This window comes from Bradyrhizobium sp. AZCC 1721 (assembly GCF_036924715.1).
Classification (GTDB): domain Bacteria; phylum Pseudomonadota; class Alphaproteobacteria; order Rhizobiales; family Xanthobacteraceae; genus Bradyrhizobium.
This window is the reverse complement of sequence record NZ_JAZHSB010000001.1, coordinates 4,585,690-4,607,039: the sequence shown is the minus strand read 5'-3', so window position 1 is coordinate 4,607,039 and position 21,350 is coordinate 4,585,690. Positions and strand designations below refer to the sequence as shown.

12 protein-coding genes and 2 pseudogenes are annotated in these 21,350 nt (G+C 61.6%); 9 read left to right on the top strand and 5 right to left on the bottom strand.

Annotated features, from left to right (window positions below; all coding sequences use genetic code 11):
* Window positions 1-67 precede the first annotated feature (67 nt).
* The 4 genes from V1273_RS22340 to V1273_RS22325 are packed head-to-tail and all read left to right on the top strand — an operon-like array spanning window position 68 to window position 3,825.
* The gene (locus V1273_RS22340; protein WP_442893837.1) at window positions 68-1,156 is read left to right on the top strand and encodes an ABC transporter substrate-binding protein; all 1,089 of its coding nucleotides are present in this window, start codon (window positions 68-70) and stop codon (window positions 1,154-1,156) included.
* A 51-nt stretch (window positions 1,157-1,207) separates the two neighbouring features.
* Window positions 1,208-2,188 carry an ABC transporter permease gene (locus tag V1273_RS22335; protein WP_442893836.1) on the top strand — a complete coding sequence of 327 codons (981 nt, stop codon included), beginning with the start codon at window positions 1,208-1,210 and terminating at the stop codon, window positions 2,186-2,188.
* Complete coding sequence (locus V1273_RS22330) at window positions 2,182-2,994, top strand: ABC transporter ATP-binding protein (protein WP_334381751.1); 813 nt, start codon at window positions 2,182-2,184, stop codon at window positions 2,992-2,994. The genes V1273_RS22335 and V1273_RS22330 overlap by 7 nt, the downstream gene beginning before the upstream one ends.
* 18 nt (window positions 2,995-3,012) lie before the next feature.
* Window positions 3,013-3,825: a methyltransferase domain-containing protein gene (locus V1273_RS22325; RefSeq protein WP_334381752.1), complete on the top strand. Its 813-nt coding sequence runs from the start codon at window positions 3,013-3,015 to the stop codon at window positions 3,823-3,825.
* A gap of 904 nt (window positions 3,826-4,729) precedes the next feature.
* Here the strand turns inward: V1273_RS22325 and V1273_RS22320 are convergent.
* Together V1273_RS22320 and V1273_RS22315 are read right to left on the bottom strand one after the other, a co-directional pair.
* On the bottom strand, window positions 4,730-5,551 hold the full coding sequence (locus tag V1273_RS22320) for an SDR family NAD(P)-dependent oxidoreductase (RefSeq protein WP_334381753.1): 822 nt from the start codon (window positions 5,549-5,551) through the stop codon (window positions 4,730-4,732).
* Window positions 5,552-5,613: 62 nt separating this feature from the next.
* Window positions 5,614-7,866 carry an adenylate/guanylate cyclase domain-containing protein gene (locus V1273_RS22315; protein WP_334381754.1) on the bottom strand — a complete coding sequence of 751 codons (2,253 nt, stop codon included), beginning with the start codon at window positions 7,864-7,866 and terminating at the stop codon, window positions 5,614-5,616.
* Window positions 7,867-8,247: 381 nt separating this feature from the next.
* Here V1273_RS22315 and V1273_RS22310 point away from each other — a divergent pair, with 381 nt between their 5' ends.
* On the top strand, window positions 8,248-8,631 hold the full coding sequence (locus V1273_RS22310; protein ID WP_334381756.1) for a YybH family protein: 384 nt from the start codon (window positions 8,248-8,250) through the stop codon (window positions 8,629-8,631).
* Between the two features lie 230 nt (window positions 8,632-8,861).
* On the opposite strand, the gene V1273_RS34105 is transcribed toward V1273_RS22310, so the two are convergent.
* The 3 genes and pseudogenes from V1273_RS34105 to V1273_RS34095 form a co-directional block, all read right to left on the bottom strand.
* Window positions 8,862-9,128, bottom strand: a complete 267-nt coding sequence (locus tag V1273_RS34105) for an SDR family NAD(P)-dependent oxidoreductase (RefSeq protein WP_442894164.1) — start codon at window positions 9,126-9,128, stop codon at window positions 8,862-8,864.
* Window positions 9,077-9,226, bottom strand: a complete 150-nt coding sequence (locus tag V1273_RS34100; RefSeq protein WP_442894102.1) for a hypothetical protein — start codon at window positions 9,224-9,226, stop codon at window positions 9,077-9,079. The genes V1273_RS34105 and V1273_RS34100 overlap by 52 nt, the downstream gene beginning before the upstream one ends.
* Window positions 9,227-9,281: 55 nt before the next feature.
* A pseudogene (locus V1273_RS34095) lies at window positions 9,282-9,461 on the bottom strand (SDR family NAD(P)-dependent oxidoreductase); the annotation flags it as partial.
* A 319-nt stretch (window positions 9,462-9,780) separates the two neighbouring features.
* Here V1273_RS34095 and V1273_RS22305 point away from each other — a divergent pair.
* The 4 genes and pseudogenes from V1273_RS22305 to V1273_RS22290 all read left to right on the top strand — a co-directional run.
* A pseudogene (locus tag V1273_RS22305) lies at window positions 9,781-10,099 on the top strand (methyl-accepting chemotaxis protein); the annotation flags it as partial.
* Between the two features lie 1,133 nt (window positions 10,100-11,232).
* Window positions 11,233-12,381 carry a helix-turn-helix transcriptional regulator gene (locus V1273_RS22300; RefSeq protein WP_334381757.1) on the top strand — a complete coding sequence of 383 codons (1,149 nt, stop codon included), beginning with the start codon at window positions 11,233-11,235 and terminating at the stop codon, window positions 12,379-12,381.
* Window positions 12,382-12,396: 15 nt separating this feature from the next.
* Window positions 12,397-13,572 carry a helix-turn-helix transcriptional regulator gene (locus V1273_RS22295; RefSeq protein WP_334381759.1) on the top strand — a complete coding sequence of 392 codons (1,176 nt, stop codon included), beginning with the start codon at window positions 12,397-12,399 and terminating at the stop codon, window positions 13,570-13,572.
* 167 nt (window positions 13,573-13,739) lie between these two features.
* Window positions 13,740-21,347: a beta strand repeat-containing protein gene (locus tag V1273_RS22290; RefSeq protein WP_334410871.1), complete on the top strand. Its 7,608-nt coding sequence runs from the start codon at window positions 13,740-13,742 to the stop codon at window positions 21,345-21,347.
* Window positions 21,348-21,350 lie beyond the last annotated feature (3 nt).

Below are 21,350 nucleotides of genomic sequence, written 5' to 3'. Positions count from 1 at the left end.
TGAACGGATGAGTTCCTGGAGCACGATAATGGAAACGGGCGAAAACAGCAGGAAATTGACGAACGAGATGGCCGAATTGGCGCAACGGCGCCTCTCCCGCCGCGCGGCGCTCGCCTTTGCCGGCGCCTTCGGCGCCACAGCGCCGTTCGCGATGATCAGCGCGGCCCGCGCGCTGACGGCTTGGGGCGGGTCTCTTCCCGACCCTCTCAGGGAATTCCCTCTTTGCCGCGCTGCCATGACCGGGCAAGGGCTATCGGGCCCTCAGCGTGCGCTCACGCTCGCCTGGAATGCGACCTCAGTCTGCACTGCGGCGGCGCCTGTAGCGAAGGAGCGGGGAGTTTTTGCGAAGCATAATCTTGATGTCGACTTCATCAACTTCGGCGGCTCGACCGAACAACTGCTCGAGGCTATCGCGACTGGCAAGGCGGATGCCGGCATCGGCATGGCCCTGCGTTGGCTCAAGCCATTAGAGCAGGGATTCGATGTTCGCATCAGTGCTGGCGTGCACGGCGGCTGCATACGACTTCTCGGGTCCAAGTCCGCCCGGATCACCACGCTAGAATCGCTGAGCGGCAAGTCCATCGCCATTAGCGACCAAGCAAGCCCGGCGAAGAACTTCTTTTCCATCATGCTGGCCAAGGGGGGCATCGATCCGATCAAGGACGTTGATTGGCGCCAATACCCGGCCGATCTGCTCCCGCTCGCTGTCGAGAAGGGCGAGGCGCACGCGCTCGCCGATAATGACCCGCGCACCTATCTCTGGCTCAAGGGCGGAAAGCTGAACGAAGTTGCCACCAACCTATCCGGGGCATTCGCCGACCGAATCTGCTGCGTGCTCGCCATCCGCGGGAGTCTCATCCGTGATGAACGCGCGGCGGCAAGCGCGTTGACACGATCGGTGCTCGAGGCTGGCGACCTGGTCGCTCGCGACCCGGCCGACGCCGCCGCAGTGTACTCTGGCTATGGTGGCAAAGGCTCGGTGCAAGATCTCGCCGCCATGCTCGCAAGCCACACACACCATAATCATCCGGTTGGAGCAGCGCTCAAGGAGCAAATCTCGCTCTACGCGGACGAACTCAGGCAGGTGAGCGTGATCAAGCGGAGCAGTGATCCTGCAAAGTTTGCCGAACGGATCTGTGTCGACGTTCTGAGTTAACCGGAGGCGGCTGGGATGAGTTCCGCCATCGACAAAGTGAGCCGCGTGTCAATGGGGGCTTTCGTTGCGGGTCCGCGTGCAGCAGATAGACCATGGATTGGTGGATTAATGGCGGCGACGGCATGGCTCGCAGTCGCCGTGCTCACAGCGTTGTGGTCCGACCAGCCTGGGACCGATTGGGCCTACACCGGCGACCTCGCTGCTGGCTTCGGCGCCCTCGCGGCCGCGCTGGCAGTCGTTTCCTTTGCCGACGTTCGATTTGCCGGCTTCCGGCCCGCAAGACGGCTTGTACCTTGGGCGCTCGTGCTCGCACTGTTTCTCGGCGCTTGGGAAGCGGTGACGGCAAAACTCGGCCTCCTTCCGATGCCGTTTTTTCCTCCGCCACAGGCTATCCTGGAAGTCGTTATCGAGGATTGGGCTCGCCTCGGCGAAGGCATCCTCGCCTCGTTACACCTGCTGGCTGGCGGCTATTTTCTTGGTGCTGCGATTGGCTTCGCTGTCGGCGTGGGGATGGGGTGGTCGCCCGCCGTCGGTTATTGGATCCACCCGATCTTGCGACTTATCGGTCCGCTCCCGGCGACCGCGTGGCTGCCGATCGCGTTCTTCGCCTTCCCTTCGAGCCACAGCGCCAGCACGTTTCTGATTGCGCTCGCCACCGGGTTCCCGGTCACTGTTCTCACTTGGTCAGGCGTCGCCAGCGTGAGTAGCGCCTATTACGACATCGCGCGTACCCTCGGTGCAAGCCAACGCTTTCTCGTTCTCAAAGTCGCCATTCCGGCGGCGATGCCGCATGTGTTTGTCGGACTTTTCATGGGTCTCGGCAACTCGGTCGCTGTCCTGGTGGTGGCCGAGATGCTCGGTGTGAAGGCCGGCCTCGGTTGGTACCTGCAATGGGCCCAGGGGTGGGCCGCCTACGCCAACATGTACGCGGCGCTGCTGATCATGGCATTGATATTCTCGGGTTTGATCACCCTACTGTTCCGCCTGCGCGACCGGCTGTTGGCTTGGCAGAAAGGGCTTGTGCGATGGTAGCCCCTCTCGCCTTTTCCGAAAAAGTGCGCTCAACCGATCATCGTCAGGTCCGCGGGGCAACCCTTTCGATTTGCGAGGTGAGCCATTGTTTCGAGCTGGAAGGGCAGCCGCTGCCGGTGCTCGAGCGCATCAGCCTGCGCGTCGGCTCTGGAGAGTTCGTTGCGATTTTGGGGCCGAGCGGCTGCGGTAAATCAACTTTGTTGCGGCTGGTTGCCGGACTTGACTTTCCCACAGTCGGCCGCGTGTTCATGGACGGCGAGGCGATTGAAGGGCCGGATCCGGCACGCATCGTCGTTTTCCAGGATCCAACGCTTTATCCGTGGAGGACGGTATGGAGCAACGTTGCGGTAGGGCTGGAAGCGCGCGGACTGCTTCGGAGCCATCGCGAACGCGTCAATGATGCCTTGCGCCTGGTCGGCCTGACTGGTTTCGCCAACGCTTATCCACGCCAGCTTTCCGGGGGCATGTCGCAACGTGCGGCTCTAGCGCGGGCGCTGGTTAACGATCCGAAGCTTCTTATCCTCGACGAGCCCTTGGGCCAGCTCGACTCGCTGACACGGATCGCCATGCAGGGCGAACTCGTGTCGCTCTGGCAGCAGGCGGGCTTCACCGCGCTTCTGGTTACCCATGACGTGGAAGAGGCCGTGTTCCTCGCCAGCCGAGTTATCGTGCTGAGCGAGCGCCCCGCGTGCATCAGGGCCGAGGTCGTGAATACCCGACCGTATCCGCGACATCGCGGCGATCCACATTTGGCCGAGCTTCGGCGCGAGGTCTTCGTGCATCTTGGCCTTGCCGGATATTGGTGAGGGACAGAGGGCGTCGCTTTGACTGATCTGCTCATGCACATTGAAGCGCAGCCGCCTGAGGTGCTTGACGCAATCGCGAGGTCGATGAACGTCCGGGCGGCCGAGCCGGCCATCCAGTCGATCTGCGCGCGCTATATGGGGGAGATTGTTATCCGGGGCGCCAACGCGCTCGAGGTTGGTTGCGGTAATGGCGCTGCGACGAAGCTCATCATGCAGCACGTGAAGCCGGCTAGGCTGATGGGAGTCGACCCGTGTTCTTTGTTCGTCAACATGGCACGCGAGGCGTTCAAGGGCGACCCGCAGGTATCCTTCGCACTTGGCGACGCGGCGTCGACTGGGCAGCCGGATGCTTCGTTTGATCTTGTTATCGCGCACACCGTCTATTCCCATTTGGCTGACCCGAAGAGCGCGTTGACTGAAGCCTGGCGGGTTCTTAAGCCAGGCGGACAGCTCGTTATTTTCGACGGCGACTTCGCAACCCTTACCGTGGCACTGTTTGACGACGATCCGATGCAGTCTGCTGTAGGTGCGGTGCTGCGAAATTTGGTGCACGCACCCTACATCATGCGACAGCTTCCCGCTCTCGCCAGCGCAGCGGGATTTCGTGTGGAGTCGCTTCAGCCGCACGGTTACGTGCAGACGACGAGTCCTGACTACCTGTTGACTCTAGTCTCGCGCGGCACCACGGCTGCTTGCCGGGCCGGCGAGATCGGACAGGTGCTGGTCGAAGGCTTCGAGCGGGAGGCGGAGCGGCGCGTTGCAAGCGGCACATTCTACGGAGCGATGCTGTTCCTAAGCCTCACCGCGCGCAAAACCGACGATGCGGGATGACCGTTATTGGCATCTTTGAGACATGCCGACGGAGCCTGAAAACGTCTGCTCATGGGGGGAGACTGGAAGTTGCGGATCACCGGCCAAACCGACGCGAATGACCGTGCGCCCCGAGGGCGCGAACTACCAGTGAGGGAGGGTCTCACCCGGATAATTGTCGATTGGTCCGGAAGCTGGCAGGCGGCACGGCCGGGTAACTGGCTGGGTCGAAGCCCTGCGACGAAGGCGGCCTTGGGCCGCTGAGCGATCCGATGGGCCGTAACAAAGTGAAGCCCGAGCAGGCCTCGAAAGTTCGAATGCGGATGCCGACCCTCCGGTCATTTGGGGAAGGCCGCACGCGTGGGGAAGTAATCGACACGCGCACCCACGCGATCCGCCGGGGTAGTGGGCACGGCACGTCGGAAGGGTGGTTCGCAGTTACAGGGGGAGACCCGTCGCGGACGAGGGTAGCGGCCTCAGCATCGCAATAGGCGGTGGTCACGGCGGGAGTCGGACGGGGCAATAAGAGCGTTGATGCCGGGTAATGCCGGCGGAGCAAAGGGCCCCGACTTCTGGTGCGCTTTTGAAGATGGCGAGGTCGTGGTGATTGGCGATGAGCCTGCAAACACCATCAATGACAGGCGCCGCCGGAGATTGCTGTGTCGAGGGGCGAAGGAGAGTTACTCACCGTGCCGAAGCCGCGTGCGGTTAGTTTGTCTCCGTGTGCCTTGCGGTGAAGCCAGTCGGAAAGCCGGGTGCCGGAAATCGGCACGCCCGGTTTGATGAGCGGGGATGGGAAACGGGGCGTTGGCCATAGGCGCCAAGCTACCGCGCCCATCCTCGACTCTACCGATTCGGACATCAGGCGATTCGCCGTTTTGCACCGCTACCGAAGGCTAAGCAGACGCGCGGCAGACTACCGGTTTCACACTTGGATTGAGGATTTGTCGAAAGCAGCAAGTATCTGGTCGAAACGTCCCGCAATTGCGCTGCGCAACTCCGGATGCGTAAGGATGTAGAGATCATTTTCTCGGATTGCCGCTAAAACGCGGCGGGCCACAATTGTTGGATCCAACCCGGCGTCGACCAGGGCGGCCATTTGCGGGTTGGCTGGCTCGTCGAGGCGAGCGCCGAAGCGTGGCGGGCGGTTTCGAGCGCTCGTCGCGATTCGCGTACGCACGAACGCCGTACACAGCACGCTCACCCCGATTTCAGTGCCGGCCAACTCGGCAGCGAGCGTCTCGGTCAGGCTGATCACCGCGGACTTTGAGGCATTGTACGGTGCTATTCCGGGCGGACCAATTAGACCTGCCATGGACGCGGTATTAACGATATGGCCGCCCTCTCCATGCGCCTTGATATGTGGTAGGAACGCCTGAACGCCGTAGATTGCACCGATCAGATTGACGCCGATCATCCAATCCCAGTCCGCCGGGGCTATCGACTCGATGGGTCCCCCTACGCCGACACCCGCATTGTTGCATACGACATGAACGTTGCCGAAGACTGCGAACGTTTCGCCTGCGGCGCGCTGCACCGATGAGCGATCTGACACGTCGCATACGACTCCGCGTGCCTCAACACCGGAAGCCTTTAGGTTCTCCAGCGCGGCATACAGGGCGTCTTCTTCAATATCAGCGAGCATTACCTTTAGCTTTGCTTCGGCAAAGACACGCGCTAAGGCGAGGCCAATGCCACTGGCCCCGCCGGTCACGAAGGCTACCTTTCCTTCAAGATCTCCGATCATCTCTCCCTCCTGCCTCTCCATTACTCAAATACTGAGACGTGAAAGTCGTGCCTTGAGCGCCGTCAGGCTGACCACCACCACCATCCACCCAGCATGATCCGGTTTCGCAGTTCGATCGTGCGCTGGGCCAGAGGCGGAAGCGTCTTGACTAGGGCGAGGGCCCTTTTGAGATGCGCCGCCGCCTCTATATTGTTCGACGCGGCGGTCGCGCATTGCGACGCCGAAATGTACAGCTCCACTGCCTTTTCCGTCAGACCCGCTTCGGCGCAGTGGCGGGCGAGGGTTTCGGGCTGGGTCCTTCGTATCTCGGGGAAGTCGAGCTCGAGGACCGCGGCGATGCGCTCATGCAACTGCTGCCGTTTCTCTCGGAGCATCGTGCTGTAGGCGGCATCCTGCACCAGCGCGTGCTTGAAGGTGTATTCCGCTTCCGGCGGCGTTCCCCGCCGGAAGATCAATTCGGCGCGCTCAAGCTGCATCAGCGACTCGTCCAGTTGCCGCTTCGCAAGCTGCGCGACGGCACTGATGAGGTCGTACGAGAAATTGCGGCCGAGTGCGGCGCCGATTTGCGCCAAGTCGCGCGTCGGCGCCAGCCGGTCGAGACGGGCGAGCAAGGACGCGTGCAACGTCGTCGGGATCGCCGTCGAGCCGACGAGACCGGTCGCGAGGTAGGCCTTCCCGGCTTCCCTGACCAGGCCGCTCTCCAGGACCGTTTTGGTCAACTCCTCGACGAACAGCGGAACTCCATCGGTACGATCCAGAATCTGATCGGCGATCTCCTTCGGCAGCGCCTTGCCGCCCGTCAGATGACCGATCATCTTTGCACATTGCTCGGGCGGCAGCCGGCCAAGGCTCAGCAGATCCACGTGCCGACGATTGCCCCACGGTAGGGCAAACTCCGGTCGGAAGGTGGCGATCAAGAGTACCCGCAAGCCCGATATCCGGTCGACGAGGATTTCCAGCAAGTCTCGCGTGGTCGGATCGCTCCAGTGCACGTCCTCGAAGACCATCAGCACCGGCTGCTGCGCGGCCAATCCCGCTGTCAGGGCAAGCTGCGCGTGAAGCGTCTTCTCCTTGCGCGACAGTGGCGTCAGTTCGAGGGGTGGATAGCGGTCGCCGATCGGTACGCTCAGCAATTCGGCGAATAGAGGCACGGACTCACCCAAATCGAGGGTTGCGCGCGCGAGCACTGCTTCGAGCTTGGCGAGGCGCTGCTCATCGGTGTCGTTTCGGCGAATGCCCGCTGCGCGCTTCAACTGCGTGATAATCGGGTATAGTGCGCTGTCCTGATGGTGGGGTGAGCAGAAATATCGTAGGCGCGCGTTCGGCTCGTGAGCCAATCGTTCCAGCAGGGCTTGGGTGATCCGCGACTTGCCGACGCCCGGGTCTCCCGACAACAGGACTGCGCGACCTTCTACCGCCTTTGCCTGCTCCCAACGCCGCGCGAGAAGCTCGATCTCGTCCTCGCGACCGATGAGCGGCGTGCCGACGGCGCGCAGCGCCTCGAACCGGCTGTCCGCCGCCTCGCCCGCCACGACTTGCCAGGCCTGGACGTTCTGGTCGAAGCCCTTCAGCGGAACGGCGCCGAGATCGCGGTACTCGAAGAGGCCACCTATCAGATCGCGGGTAGTCGACGCGATGACGACGGTGCCCGGCTCCGCCAACGCCTGGAGCCGGGCCGCGAGGTTCGGGGTCTCGCCGACGACCGCTTGCTCTAGAGCCGCGCCCGTCCCAATGAGGTCGCCGACCACGACCAACCCGGTCGCGATCCCGATCCTTACGCTCAACGGCACGCCGGCGGCGGTCTGAAGGTTCGGCACGGCCTCTATGAGTGAGAGGCCCGCTCGGACGGCGCGCTCGGCGTCGTGTTCGCTCGCGTGCGGATAGCCGAAATAAGCGAGTACACCGTCCCCCAGGTACTTCGCGATGAAACCGCCGTGTCGTCCGATCAACTCCGCGCAACATCGGTGATACGTCCCGATGACCGCGCGCAGGTCCTCGAGATCGAGTCGCGTCGACAGCGTGGTGGACCCGACCAGGTCGCAGAACATGATGGAAATCTGGCGGCGCTCGGCATCGTCATGCCGCATCGGCCCGAACGGCGCGCAAGGGGATCCGGCGCGAATGGCACCTGGCAGTTCGGCAATCCCCGCCAGCAGCTTTCGGCGATGACCGAGCGAGACACCGAGCTCCTTCAAATCCTGATCGGTCAAATGGACCAAGACGGAGAGGTCGATATCGTTCTCGGCAAAACGGACCGCGTACTCAGGCATTCCGACGGTCGTCAACCACTCTGCAACCGACGTTGGGTGGGGCATCTGGACCCCTTCATGCGAACCTGAACTTCAGGACTTTACCAAAATCTCAAATACAGGTCAGGATATCTCTGCCCAAGGGCCGTCGTCATTTGGAAGGTTTCATGGGTCGATGACGACCTGGACCCGGAAGTGAACCCGAGGCCGCCTTTGGCTTCTGATGGCTGCGCCGCACCTGCAAACTGCGGCGCGTTTAGCCGCCACCTACGATTGCTTTCAGCTAATGGTTGGACAATGCAAGCTGACGGCGCCGCTCAGAAGGAGTAGGCTGCCGGCGAGTGACTAATCACAAACGCAGTTCGCCACGTGCGGAACGCGATGGTGAGATCGTCACCGAGCATCTGGCAAGTACTGCAAGTCTCATCGCACGTTCAGGAGGCGGCTATGGATATTTCGCAGGCGTTTGCTGACTTGAACTCTAGGTTCGTCGAGACGGTCAATGCTCACGACGCGCACCGTTGGGCGGCTTTGTTTTCTGACGACGCCGTTCTCGTGCCGGCCGGACAGCAGAGTGTCAGCGGCCGGGATGGGATTGAACAATGGGGCGAAGTTGCAACCAAGGTCTGGAATCATCTGGAGATCCAGCAGGGGCGCTGCTCGGCTGATGGAAATGTCGTGTGGGAGCAAGGTACCTGGACTGGAAATATCAACCTGCCCGACAAGCAGACAGCGGACATCAGCGGAAACTTCTTGCTCGTAGCGGAGAAGGACGGGCCCGCTTTGCGTATCAAGGCGCATACGTGGAGCGTCAACCCGACGACGCAGTGACCCATCGAATGGGATAATCGTGCGGTGCAACGCTCTGCAGGATCGGGCTCAGCCAATTCTGCGGGAGCCCTCGACAGCGAGTGGGTCCGCGACTCTCACCGCGGAATGTGGCGTGCTGCATCGCCGCTGCTTTGTCGAAAGCGGCGAGAATTTTGCTAAATCGCTCCTCAATAATACCGCTCAGCTCAGGGTCGTGAAGATATAGAGATCGTTGTCACGTAATGCGATCATCACGCTGCGCGCAACCGTTTGCGGCTCCCATCCCGTGTCCACGAGTGCTGCCCGTTGTGCATTGGCGCGGTTGAAGGTTGATTAAGCGGGCCACCGAAGCGCGGTGGGCGGTTGCGGGCAGACGTAGCAATCCGCGTACGGACAAATGACGTACATGGGACGCTGACGCCGATCGCGGTGCCGGCCAATTCGGCAGCAAGCGTTTCGGAGAGAGCTATGACCCCGAATTTTGATGCATTGTATGGTGCAGTTCCCGGAGGACACAAGCGAGCCCGGCCAACGATGCAGTGTTGATGATGTGACCGTCCTCGCCATGCGCCTTGACGTGCGGCAGGAAGGCCCGAATCCCGTGGATGACGCCCATGAGGTTTACTCCGATGACCCGATTCCCAGTCGTTCGGCGCAATCGCTTCGAATTGCCCGCCGACGCCAACGCCGGCATTGTTGCAAACGACGTGAACTTTACCGAAGATGGCAAGCGTTTCGTTTGCAGCGCGCTGAACCGAATCTCGGTCACTGACGTCCCACAGCACTCCGTGCACCTTCGCACCGGAAGCCTTTAAACCCGCATCTGGAACTGACGAAATTGGGGGATCCATTGGCCCCTCTTCGCGTCAACCAGGAGACTTTATCAAAGATTGAAAGTCAGGGACAGATACAGGAGCTGGCCGGATACCTGACGTCGTCCCAACCGGCGCGGACCAAGTCGCTCCGCGAGATCTCATTCGACTCAGCGAGGCTCGGCTCGGCGCCTGCCACTGACGACGCTGCCACCGCCCCAGGATTCTCTTCGGCGATGCCGGCGTCGCTCCTCGCCGGGTCGACGAGGTGGTTGAGTTCGGATTGGGCAGACGTGAGTCAGCTGTTGGCACTTTTCGGACCTGAGCGTTCAGGATGTCGATGTCCGCTTACGAGAGCACAGCGGCGTCGGTCGGCGCAATCAGGGCAATTTCTGGCACCATCGAGCGCCTGTCAGAAATCTCCTCCACCATCGCGGCGGCGGTTGAAGAGCAGGGCGCGGCGACGCAGGAAATCTCTCGCAACGTGCAGCAGGCCGCGCAGGGGACCCAGCAGGTCTCGTCTAACGTCAGCGACGTTGAGCGCGGCTCCGGCGAGACGGGATCGGCTTCCTCGCAAGTTCTGTTGGCGGCGCAGATGCTATCCGGTGACAGCAACCGGCGTCGAGGTGGCGAAATTCCTCGAATCCGTTCGTACCGTTTTAATGGCGTTTCCCTGAGTAGTGAGGCAGATTAGCCGCGCAACCGTCGCTAGGATTGCGAAGCGTCAGCCCGTCGAGGCCTGACGCCGCCGCGCGGCGTTACCAACGTGACGCGAGATCAGGTCCGAAACTGGGGCGAGGGCCCCGAACCCGCCCGGCGAATATCCGGCCACCGGTCTTTTATCCAGAGCAACAGCGAGTTGTCGCAGGCCATTCGAGAAAGGACGATCGGGCAATCCCGCTGGAAGGCCGCGAGATCGCGCAACAGGCTCGCTGATAGCTTCGTTGCCGATCTCGCCGCCATCTGGCAGCAGCACGACGTCGAAGCCCTGGAGGCTGTTGCACGCACGCAGCCCGAGTCCTGATCAAGATTGTCGCTTAGTTACCGCGAGACGCTGCACGCTGATGCGGCGGTGCTCAAGCGGCTTGGCTACGTCCGCGTTGCCGATGGCGCGCAAGGCGAAGCGAAGGCCACCGAGCTTTCGAGAGTGACATCGCATTGCCGTCGGCCGCCAATGTTGGTGCCGTGCGCCCCATGCCCGCCGCGTAGGTGCCGCATGATCTACAACGGACATGTGAAGGGGAGGTAAAGAACCAGCGCTGAGACGGCTTCCTCGGTGGCGCATCGGGGACAGAGCCGACTGCAAGCACGTTATCGCGTCAGACTCGAAACCGTACTATTCTGGCGGCAGGTTTGTGATGTGCTGCATCGAACATCCGGCCTGTGGCCAGCACCGTAGGACTACGGGGTGCGCCCTCCAGCGGGAGCATGGCCTTGCCTTCCAGATCGAAAAAACGCCAGAATGACGCAGGCGCGTTGGGCGCCTGACAGCTGCTCATGAAACGGCGACGCACGCCGAACTCTCCGTTTTCTTAACTGGCAGCGTCGATGCCATCGGCAGGTACCGCAGTGACGGCGTCGGAATTCGCATTCCTGCGGCTGAAAATTGACCTTGGATAATTCGTCGGCGCTTAGCACTGTTTCGAGTGCTTACAATCCTAGCCAGATCGGCGCGACGGAAAGTGCGACCACCGGACACAGCCCTGTGGCATAGGCTTCGAGATGACGCCAAGGCCGCGGGGAGGTTAGCCGGTGGGCGCAAATGGTTTGGGTATTGCTTTTTCTGAATAGTTATTGATTGGGCGCGGGGATGGCTGTTTCCACCAAAGCTCTGCTCGAGACAGTTGATCAGATCTACCAGGCTGGCTGCGATCCTGCACGCTGGCCGGAGGTGGTGGCGAGCTGCCAGAGCCTGTTTCCAGGGACGGCCTTCAGTCTGTTCATCTGCATGGACGGCGTTGGCCATCTTCCGCCGACAACCACAGCCGGTTGGGACCCGGAATCGATCAGGCAGTACCTCGCGCATTTTTATAAGCTGAATCCATACAACGATCTGTTGCGGTGCGTTGCGCCGGGACAGGTGGCGCGCGCGTCCCAGATGTTCGGCCGGCAATGGCTTGACCGGCAGCCCTTCTATCACGAATGGCTGAAACCCGCCGGCGACTATACACACGGCGCCAACTTGACGTTCAAGCGATCGCCCGGCTCCCTGACGCGGCTCAGCTGCGATATCCCGGAGCGCCTGTCGCATCTCGAAGCGCCCGCCGCGCAATTCCTGCACAGCGTCGGCCGGCACTTTGCGCGGGCGCTCGAAGTGACCTCCCGCCTGCGCGCGGCGCGGGCTACCGAGACGGGATTGCAGGGGCTGCTCGATCGAATCTCCGGGGCCGCATTCCTGGTGCGTCCGCCACGCAAGGTGGTGGCCGCCAGTCAGCGCGCCGTCGTTTTGCTGGAACAACATCGGCTCGTCCGCATCTCGCCGGCATCTGAGCTAACGTTCATCGCGCATCAGGCCGACGAAGCATTTCGTCGCGCGCTCCAAAGTACTTTCGTGACGGCGAAGGCGCCGCCTCCGGCGACCTTCATGGTGACGAATGGGGGCAGCGGGCGCTGCCCGGTTCTCGTGTTGCCGTTCACGATCTCAAGGCCGCTCGCGACTCTAGGCGCGGATCCCGGGCTTGCCCTCGTGTTGATCAGCGACGGGCGACGCGCACCAACGCTGCCGAGCGAGATGCTCAAGAGCCTCTATGGCCTGTCAAATGCCGAGGCGAATGTCGTTCTGCGCATCGCCGAGGGCGACGGCGTGCAGAGAGCTGCCGATCGGCTTGGCGTTTGTCACGCCACCGCGCGCAACCAGTTGGCGGCCGCCATGACCAAGCTCAGCGTGCATCGGCAAGCGGAGCTGGTTGGCGTCGTGGCGGCGCTGACGCCGCGTCTGCGCCTCGGCCCGGACGAGTGACTGGGGAGCGGTGCCATGCGGACCTTTCATGAGAGAGAGCTCCCGCGACTGCTCGATCTTCTTTACGACGCGGCGCTCGATCCCGAACGATGGCAGGCGTTCCTCGATGCGCTGCCTAGCCCATTTGGTGGCGCGTGCGGCGTCTTGCACTCCTATGATGTGGCTACGGCAGCGACACCTTCATTCCGACATTTCGGGGACGATCCCGCATTTAACGTCTCGTATGCAAATCATTTCCACAGCATCAATCCTTACCCACCCGCACGACTCGAAACACTCCCAGTTGGTAGGGTAGTTCACGCGAGCGAGCTTCTCCCGTCCGAGATCGCCAGACGTACCGAGTTTTACGCCGACTTCATGAAACCGCAGGGTATCACCACAGATCATCTGGGTGTATCGCTCCACAATGATGGGCACGGCGTGACGCTTCTGGCCATCTGTCCGCACGAATCGGTGTATCGCAACGACAGGGAAACTTACGAACGCCGGTTCGCGCTGCTGGTGCCGCACCTGATGCGTGCCGTCGAGATCAATCGCGTCATGGCGGCTGCGCGCACGGCGGAGCGAACGCTCGGGACCGGACTTGATGCGCTGAGGCTCGCCGCGTTCGTGGTCGATGGGGCCGGGCGGCTCTTGCTTGCCAATCAAAAGGCCGAAGACCTGTTGCGGCGTGAAAGTGTGCTGCGCACAGATCATTCCAAGCGACTATGTGCTGCCAATTGTACGGAGAACGCAGCGTTCGATGCCGCCATCACACACGCCTTGTGCCCGCCAATGGCACCAGCAACGCAGCCCGTGCGCTTGACTTCGCGCGCATCTGGACGAGCTTTCGTCGCTTGGGCAGTCTCGATGCAGTCGGGGCAAGCAAACGGAGCAAATCATCGCTCGCAATTCATGCTCGATCTCCGCGCCGGGGCGACCGCTCTCGTGCTCGTGGTAGCGGCCGAGTATACGCTGTCCATTCCCGCAGAGGTGATCCAGGCAGCTTTCAAATTGTCCGCCGCCGAGGCGCGGCTCGTCAGCGCGCTGATCGCGGGCCGGACGCTGGCGGAGTATGCCCGAGACAGCGGGCACTCGCGCAACACCGTACGCAACCAGATCGCGTCTGTTTTCGAGAAGACCAACACGCGGCGACAAGCCGAACTCGTGACAACGATCGTCCGTACGCTCGGCATGTTCGGGGTTCGGTAGATCTTCTTCCCGTCTGACCTACTCGAACGAGGTAGGGGGATTGGTACATTTGTATCATTCCCGCCGGTCGCGGGTTGCCTAGAATTCTTTCACTAGGCGCGCTGAGGAGCCGGCGCAAGAACCCCAAAAACCAGGTCAACGGCGCGCTGTCTTGGAGGAGGCAGCAAATGGCCGTCCAATTCATCGGCTCCGAATTCCTGGTCAACACCACGACGGCAGGCAACCAAGTCGACCCGACCATTACCGTCCTGGCAGACGGACGTTTTGTCGTTGCGTGGGCTGATGCCAGTCGGACGGGCGGCGACACGGATGGAGACGCTCTGCGAGCGCAGATGTTCAATGCCGATGGCTCGCTGTCCGGTTCCGAATTCTTGGTCAATACAACTACGGCAAGCAACCAGTTTGACCCTAGCATCACCGCCCTGGCCGACGGGCGTTTTGTCATCGCGTGGACGGATAACAGCCCCGGGCAGACCCTTTATGCCGTGCGTGCGCAGATATTCAATGTCAATGGCTCGCCGTCCGGCTCCGAGTTCTTGGTCAATTCAACGGCGGCATCCCAGCGGGATCCTGCCATCACCGCTCTTCCCGGTGGGCGTTTCGTTGTCGCCTGGGTGGATGTTAGTAGTGGGAGCGGCTATTGGGCCGTGCGGGCCCAGGTGTTCAACGCCGATGGCACGCCGTCCGGTTCCGAGCTTCTGGTCACCACATCCACGGCAAGGGTCCAGGATCTACCTACTATCACCGCCTTGGCTGATGGGCGTTTTGTGGTCGCGTGGACTGATTTGAGCCAGACGGGCGGCGATACGTCCGGTACTGCCGTACGGGCGCAGGTATTCAACGCCGATGGCACACCCTCCGGTTCTGAGTTCCTGGTCAATACCACAACGGCAAGCAGCCAGGTTGCGTTTACGATCACCGCCTTGGCCGGCGGGCGGTTTGTGGTCGCGTGGACTGATTTTAGTCAGACGGGCGGCGACACCTCCAGTGCTGCGGTGCGGGCCCAGGTGTTCAACGCCGATGGCACGCCGTTCGGTTCCGAGCTTCTGGTTAACACCACGACGACATCCCACCAGGAGTCGCCTACCATCAGTGCACTGGCCGACGGACGTTTTGTCGTCGTGTGGACTGATTTGAGCCAGACGGGCGGCGACACGTCCGGCGCCGCCGTGCGGGCGCAGGTATTCAACGCCGATGGCACACCCTCCGGTTCTGAGTTCCTGGTCAATACCACAACGATAAGTGACCAGGCTGGGCCGACCATCACCTCCCTGAGCGACGGGCGTTTCGTCATCGCATGGAGTGATAGGAGTCAGACGGGCGACGACACGTCCTTGATTGCCGTGCGGGCGCAGATCTTCGAGGTCGTGCCCGACAACCAGGCGCCCGCCATCACCTCAGACGGCGGCGGCGACGATGCTTTCATTACGCTCGCCGAGAACACGACGACCGTCACGACGGTGACAGCCACCGACCCGGATGCCGGACAGACGCTGACCTATGCGATCGCCGGCGGGGCGGATGCAGGTCTTTTCACCATCGATGCCAGCACCGGCGCAGTATCCTTCAACGCGGCACCCGACTTCGAGGCGTCGGCCGACGCCGGCAGCGACAACGTCTACGACGTCACGGTGCAGGTTTCCGACGGTAACGGTGGCATCGACACGCAGGCGATCGCGGTCACCGTGACGAACGCCAACGAGGCGCCCGTGATCACGACGCCGCCAGTTGTCGGCGCGGTCCAGGAAGACGTGACACTGTCAATATCGGGCACGATGGCCGCTACCGATGAGGACGCAGGAGCGATCCAGCTCTGGTCGGTCGTGGGCGGCAACGCAGCCAGCGGCGCCGATTACACGTTCTCGATGGATAGCCTGAACATCGCCAAGAACGGAGCCACCATATTTACTGATGAGTTCGACGACGGGACGCCGCCTCCCAGCGTGCCTGCCGGCAGCAGTCCACCGTCTTATGGGGTGAACGGAACCTTCACCGAAAACGGCGGACGCCTCTTCATGGACGACAGCGGCGCCGTGCCTAGTGTGGGCGTCGGCACGCCAGATCCCTTCGTAGGCCAGTTTGCCACTCTTCGGACTAACATTGATCCCGCCAACTTGGCGCAGGGTCTCAAGAGCGACGATGATTTCACTGTCGAAGGCCGGTTCGACCTGATCCTTCCGGACAGTTCGCGTGAAGCCTACGGCATCCGGCTGTCGGATCGCCTGCAAGGAGGCAGCGGTACGCCGCCCGATCAGCGAGGTGATGACGCAATAGAACTGGTCGTGCGTCGCGCACTGAACGGAGTCGTCATTGCTCAGCTGCTGGAGCTCGATTTCGCTGCGGACACAGTGACCATCATCCAGTCGATATTGCTGAATCCCCCGCCCGGTGCCGACCAGATTGTGTTGCGGTTGTCGCACTCGACGGCCGACGTGGGTGCGATCCAAGCATCGTTTGATTACCTCGCGGGCGGCGTCGTTGTCGGCACGCAGAGCTTCAGCGAGATTGGCCGCATTTTCGGCACGGAGACCCCCGGCTTCACCGGCGATGACGAGAACTGGACGCTTGCCCAGATCGTCAGCTACGCGCCGCAGATTACTGACTCTGCGCTCACCGGCATCTACGGCACCCTTAACATCAATCAGGCTGGGCAGTGGACCTATAATCTGGACAACGGCCAGGCCAATGTACAGGCGCTGGCTGCCGGCGAGACGGTGAAGGACGATTTCACGATCCGTGTATCGGACGGTGCAGGCGGCATCGATACAGAGACGGTCTCCATCACCGTCACCGGCACGAACGACGCGCCGACAGACGTCGCCCTCGCGGGCGACACAGTCGTCGAGAATGCGGCGGCCGGCACGGTTGTTGGCACATTGTCGGCGACCGACGTCGACAATGACGACACCACCAGCTTTGATCTCGTCGATGACGCCGGGGGCCGGTTTGCGTTCGCCAACGGCAATCAGATCGTCGCCACGGGAACGGGCCTCGACTTCGAAAGTGCGACCTCACATGACCTCATCGTGCGCGTCACCGATTTGGGCGGGCTGACGCGCGAGGAGACCTTCACGATCGCGGTGAGCGATGTGACCGAAAGCACCGCGCCGGCGATCACGTCGGACGGCGGGAGCGATACCGCGGCTGTGTCGGTGGCAGAGAACACGATCGCCGTCACGACGGTGACGGCCACCGACCCGGACGCCGGGCAGACGCTGAGCTATACGATCGTCGGGGGCGTAGATGCGAGCCTCTTCACTGTCGACGCCAATACCGGCGCGCTGGCTTTTGTCACCGCGCCGGACTTTGAGGCGCCGGCCAACGCCGGCACCAACAATGTCTACGACGTCACCGTCCAGGTCTCCGACGGCTACGGCGGCACCGATACGCAGGCGATTGCCGTGACGGTCGGCAACGTCAACGAGGCGCCAACATTCGTCGGCGACAGCATGACGACGACGGCTATTGGACCCGGTGATGACTTCGGTCGAGGCGTAGCCATACAGCCTGACGGGAAGATCTTGGTGGCAGGCAGCAGCTTCAACGGCACGGGTATCGACTTCGCCCTAGTTCGTTATGAGATCGATGGCCATGTAGACACGAGTTTTGGTGGCGATGGAAAGGTAATCACCGATTTTGGCGGCGCCGATGGCAATGGATACAGTGTTGTCGTAGATCCTAGCGGCAAGATTCTGGTTGCGGGCTATACTGGGTCGGGCGCGGAATCCGACTTCGCCATCGTGCGATACAACGCCGATGGCAGCCTGGACACCAGTTTCGGCGACGGCGGCAAGGTCATTACAGATCTGCTGGTCGACGACTTTGGCCAGAGCGTCGGGCTGCAGCCCGACGGAAAGATCGTGGTTTCAGGCTACAGCTTCAATGCTAACATCTCTGGCTTCGATTTTGCGCTCGTCAGATACAATGCCGACGGCAGCCTCGACTTTTCGTTCAACGGTGATGGACGGGTCACAACGCGAATCGGCACGCATGAGGCAAGCTACAGCGTCGTGGTGCAGCCGGACGGCAAGATCCTCGCCGCTGGTCATAGTCTGTTTTTTGGGACGAACGATATCGCCGTTGTCCGCTACAACGCGGACGGTTCGCTAGACACGGATTTTGGTGAAGACGGCAGAGTGACGACCGACTTCGGCCACACAAACGATGTTGGTCAGAGCGTCGCCGTTCAGGCCGACGGCAGGATCGTCGTCGCAGGAATCAGTCAGGGCGACATCGCGGTCGTGCGGTACAACGCAGATGGCAGTCTCGACACGTCGTTCGGCGACGGCGGCAGGGTAACGACCAGTATCGCGGCGGGCAACGACGTCGGGAGCAGCGTCACGATCCAGGCCGACGGCAGGATCCTGGTGGCGGGCAGCAGCTTTAATGGGGCGAACACCGACTTTGCCATTGTCCGTTACAATACCGACGGCAGCCTCGATACGTCGTTCGGCGACGGCGGCAAGCTCACGACGCAGATCGGTGCTGGCTCGGACGAAGGCTATAGCGTCAAATTGCAGCCCGACGGAAGAATCTTGCTCGCGGGATATAGCAGCAACGGAGTGAATGCCGATTTCGCGCTCGTTCGCTATAATACCGACGGCAGCCTGGACAGCACCTTTGGCACTCCGGATGTGATGGCAATCTCGATTGCCGAAAACACCGCGTCCGCAACGACCTTCGTCGCCTCCGATCCGGATGCGGGCCAGGCACTGACGTATGCCATCGCAGGCGGAGCGGATGCCGGGCAGTTCGAGATTGACGCCAATACCGGCGCGCTCTCGTTCGTCTCTGCGCCGAACTTCGAGGCGCCGGCCGACGCGGGGAGCAATAACGTCTACAATCTGACGATCAGCGTTTCAGATGGCAGCGGAGCAACCGACACGCAGGCGCTCGCAATCACCGTAACAAACGTTTCGGGCAGCATTGTTGGAGATGCGGGCGACAATAACCTGGTAGGAACGAACGAGGAGGACACGATTAGCGGCCTTGCCGGCAATGACACGCTCGACGGACGGGGTGGTGTCGACAGCCTGCTCGGGGGCGAGGGGGACGATACGCTTCTGGCCATAGCGGGCGATGTTGTCGGTGGGGAGATATACGATGGTGGAGGCGGGCTGGACACCCTGCAAATTGCCGGCTTCATGGAGTTCGAAGGGGTCACGTTGAACTCCATCGAGGCCCTCACCTACACGTCCGGTTTTGACTCCCCCAGCTTTACTTCGGATCACCTTGGAGCGGGGCTTTCGCCGAACCTCGTGGTAACGGGGAATGCAGGGTTCGCTGTTCTGTCCATAGGCGGGCCTGTCGTCGACATTTCCGGCTGGACGTTCCTCAATTGGAATCCGTCCAAGCAGATCTTTCTTGGCGGGACCATCGGGGACGACACGATCTCGGGGTCGGCACAAGACGAATATTTGGGCGGAGGAATGGGACAGGATTATCTGTCAGGCGGAGACGGCACCGATATCTTCCGAATTTTCCAGGCGGGAGAAGTCGTTGCTGGCGAAACCTACGATGGTGGTGCGGGTTTCGACATAATCAGAATACAGCACGCGGAACCGGCGCCGACGGATTTTTCCGGTACTACCATAGCGTCCATCGAAGCCTTGACGTTTCTGGGAGGCAGCGCAACAAACACTGTGGTCTTCAACTCCGATCAGATCGGAGAGGCTGCACTGTCAGCGTTGATTGTGTCGGGCAAGCCTGCAGCCTATGGCCGCTCAACGGACGCCGTTGCCATCAATATGACGCCGTCCGGATCGCTCGACCTGTCGGGCTGGTCGTTTGCCGACTGGAATACGGGAGAAGACACGGTCACCGTCAATGGCTCCGCGGGAGCCGACACGGTGACGGGGTCCTCGCAATCGGACGTCATTGGTGGGCAGGGTGGCGACGACATTCTGGTCGGAAATAGTGGTGACGACACACTTGAGGGAAGTGCAGGCATCGATAACATCGACGGCGGTACGGATATCGACACCGCTGTCTATTCAGGTATGAGGGCGAACTATTCGATCGAGCTGAACGGAGACGGGAGCGTTACCATCACTGATCTTCGCGCCGGCTCCCCCGATGCGACCGATACGGTGCGAAACGTAGAGTTCTTCGCCTTCGCCGATGGAATTATTCCGGCCGCCCAACTTATTAACCAGTCGCCCTTTATCACCTCCGACGGCGGCGGCGAAACGGCGGCTCGCGTGGTGTCTGAGAACGTGACGGTGGTCACGACCGTGGTGGCGACAGACCCGGACCCCGGACAGACGCTGACCTATACAATCGGCGGCGGCGCCGATGCGGGGCTATTCCAGATTGACGGGAGCAGCGGCGCGCTCTCATTCGTCACAGCGCCTGATTTTGAGACACCGAGCGATGCCGGAACCGATAACGTCTACGACGTCATCGTCCAAGTATCTGATAGCAACGGCGGAATGGATACGCAGGCGATTGCGGTCACGGTCCAAAATACGGCCGGCACATCCCTAACGGGCAATGGCGCCGCTAACACTCTGACCGGAACAGCCGAGGAAGACACGCTCAATGGTCAGGGTGGGAATGATACGCTGCTGGGGCTTACAGGAAACGACGTGCTCATTGGCGGCGCCGGCGCTGACGTGCTCGATGGCGGGACAGGTCGAGATACGATGACCGGCGGTGCAGGCAACGATGGCTATGTGGTGGACAGTTCTGAGGATATCGTCGTCGAGAATGCCGGCGAGGGGACGGACACGATCCGGACGGCACTCGCGGTGTTTGCGCTCGCCGGGATCGCCAACGTCGAAAACCTCACGTTCGTCGGCAGCGGCGATTTCACGGGTACCGGCAACGCACTCGCCAATTCGATCACGGGCGGTGCCGGCAATGATACGCTCGATGGCGCGGGAGGCGTCGACCGGCTGGTCGGCCTCGGCGGCAACGATACCTATTCTGTCGACAACCAGTCGGATGTCGTCGTCGAAGTTGCGAACGCAGGCACGGACACCGTGATGGCGGCGAGCGCGGCCTATACTTTGTCAGCGAGTACCGAGAACCTGACCTACGTGGGCACCGGAAACTTCAATGGTACCGGCAACGGCTTGGCCAACACAATCGCCGGCGGCGGTAACGCCGATACGCTGTCGGGCGCTGGCGGGAACGACACGATCGTCGGCCTAGGTGGCAATGATATACTGGGTGGGGGAGCTGGCGACGATACGTTCATCGCCACGGCGGGTGATGGCAACGATGGCTACGCTGGCAATGGCGGGAGCGATACTTATAGCCTTGCTGGACTCGCTGCCGACGCGACCATCAATCTGGTAACAGGGACAGCGTCCAGCAGCGAGATCGGCACCGATACCCTAACGACCATAGAAAATGTGGTGGGGGGCTCCGGCCAAGACACGATCACAGCCAGCAATGCGCACAACACCTTTAGTGGCGGAACAGGCAATGACACCTTCGTATTCGCAAGCACCAATGCCGCTGGCATTGACGCCAATCGGGATATCATCACCGATTTTGTGCCTGCGGCCGATCGCTTCGATCTGAGCGGAATCGACGCCAATGGCGGCCAGGCCGGCAACCCCGAGTTCGTGTTTGTCGGCGAACTCATCAACGTCGTCGGTGGTGTGGGCCAGCTCGGGCGAGGCCAGCTCGGGTATCACTACGAGACGGACGCAAACGGCATCGAGCACACAATCGTGGAGGGCAGTATCGACGCCGACGCGGCGGCGGAATTTCAGATCGACCTGGTCGGCCGTCACATACTTTCGGCAGGAGACTTCATACTCTAGAAC

Coding starts and splice junctions, on each gene's coding strand:
- V1273_RS22340 (WP_442893837.1), top strand. CDS start 68: ATGGCCGAATTGGCGCAACGGCGCCTCTCCCGCCGCGCGGCGCTCGCC.
- V1273_RS22335 (WP_442893836.1), top strand. CDS start 1,208: ATGGGGGCTTTCGTTGCGGGTCCGCGTGCAGCAGATAGACCATGGATT.
- V1273_RS22330 (WP_334381751.1), top strand. CDS start 2,182: ATGGTAGCCCCTCTCGCCTTTTCCGAAAAAGTGCGCTCAACCGATCAT.
- V1273_RS22320 (WP_334381753.1), bottom strand. CDS start 5,551: ATGATCGGAGATCTTGAAGGAAAGGTAGCCTTCGTGACCGGCGGGGCC.
- V1273_RS22315 (WP_334381754.1), bottom strand. CDS start 7,866: ATGCCCCACCCAACGTCGGTTGCAGAGTGGTTGACGACCGTCGGAATG.
- V1273_RS22310 (WP_334381756.1), top strand. CDS start 8,248: ATGGATATTTCGCAGGCGTTTGCTGACTTGAACTCTAGGTTCGTCGAG.
- V1273_RS34100 (WP_442894102.1), bottom strand. CDS start 9,226: ATGGGCGTCATCCACGGGATTCGGGCCTTCCTGCCGCACGTCAAGGCG.
- V1273_RS22300 (WP_334381757.1), top strand. CDS start 11,233: ATGGCTGTTTCCACCAAAGCTCTGCTCGAGACAGTTGATCAGATCTAC.
- V1273_RS22295 (WP_334381759.1), top strand. CDS start 12,397: ATGCGGACCTTTCATGAGAGAGAGCTCCCGCGACTGCTCGATCTTCTT.
- V1273_RS22290 (WP_334410871.1), top strand. CDS start 13,740: ATGGCCGTCCAATTCATCGGCTCCGAATTCCTGGTCAACACCACGACG.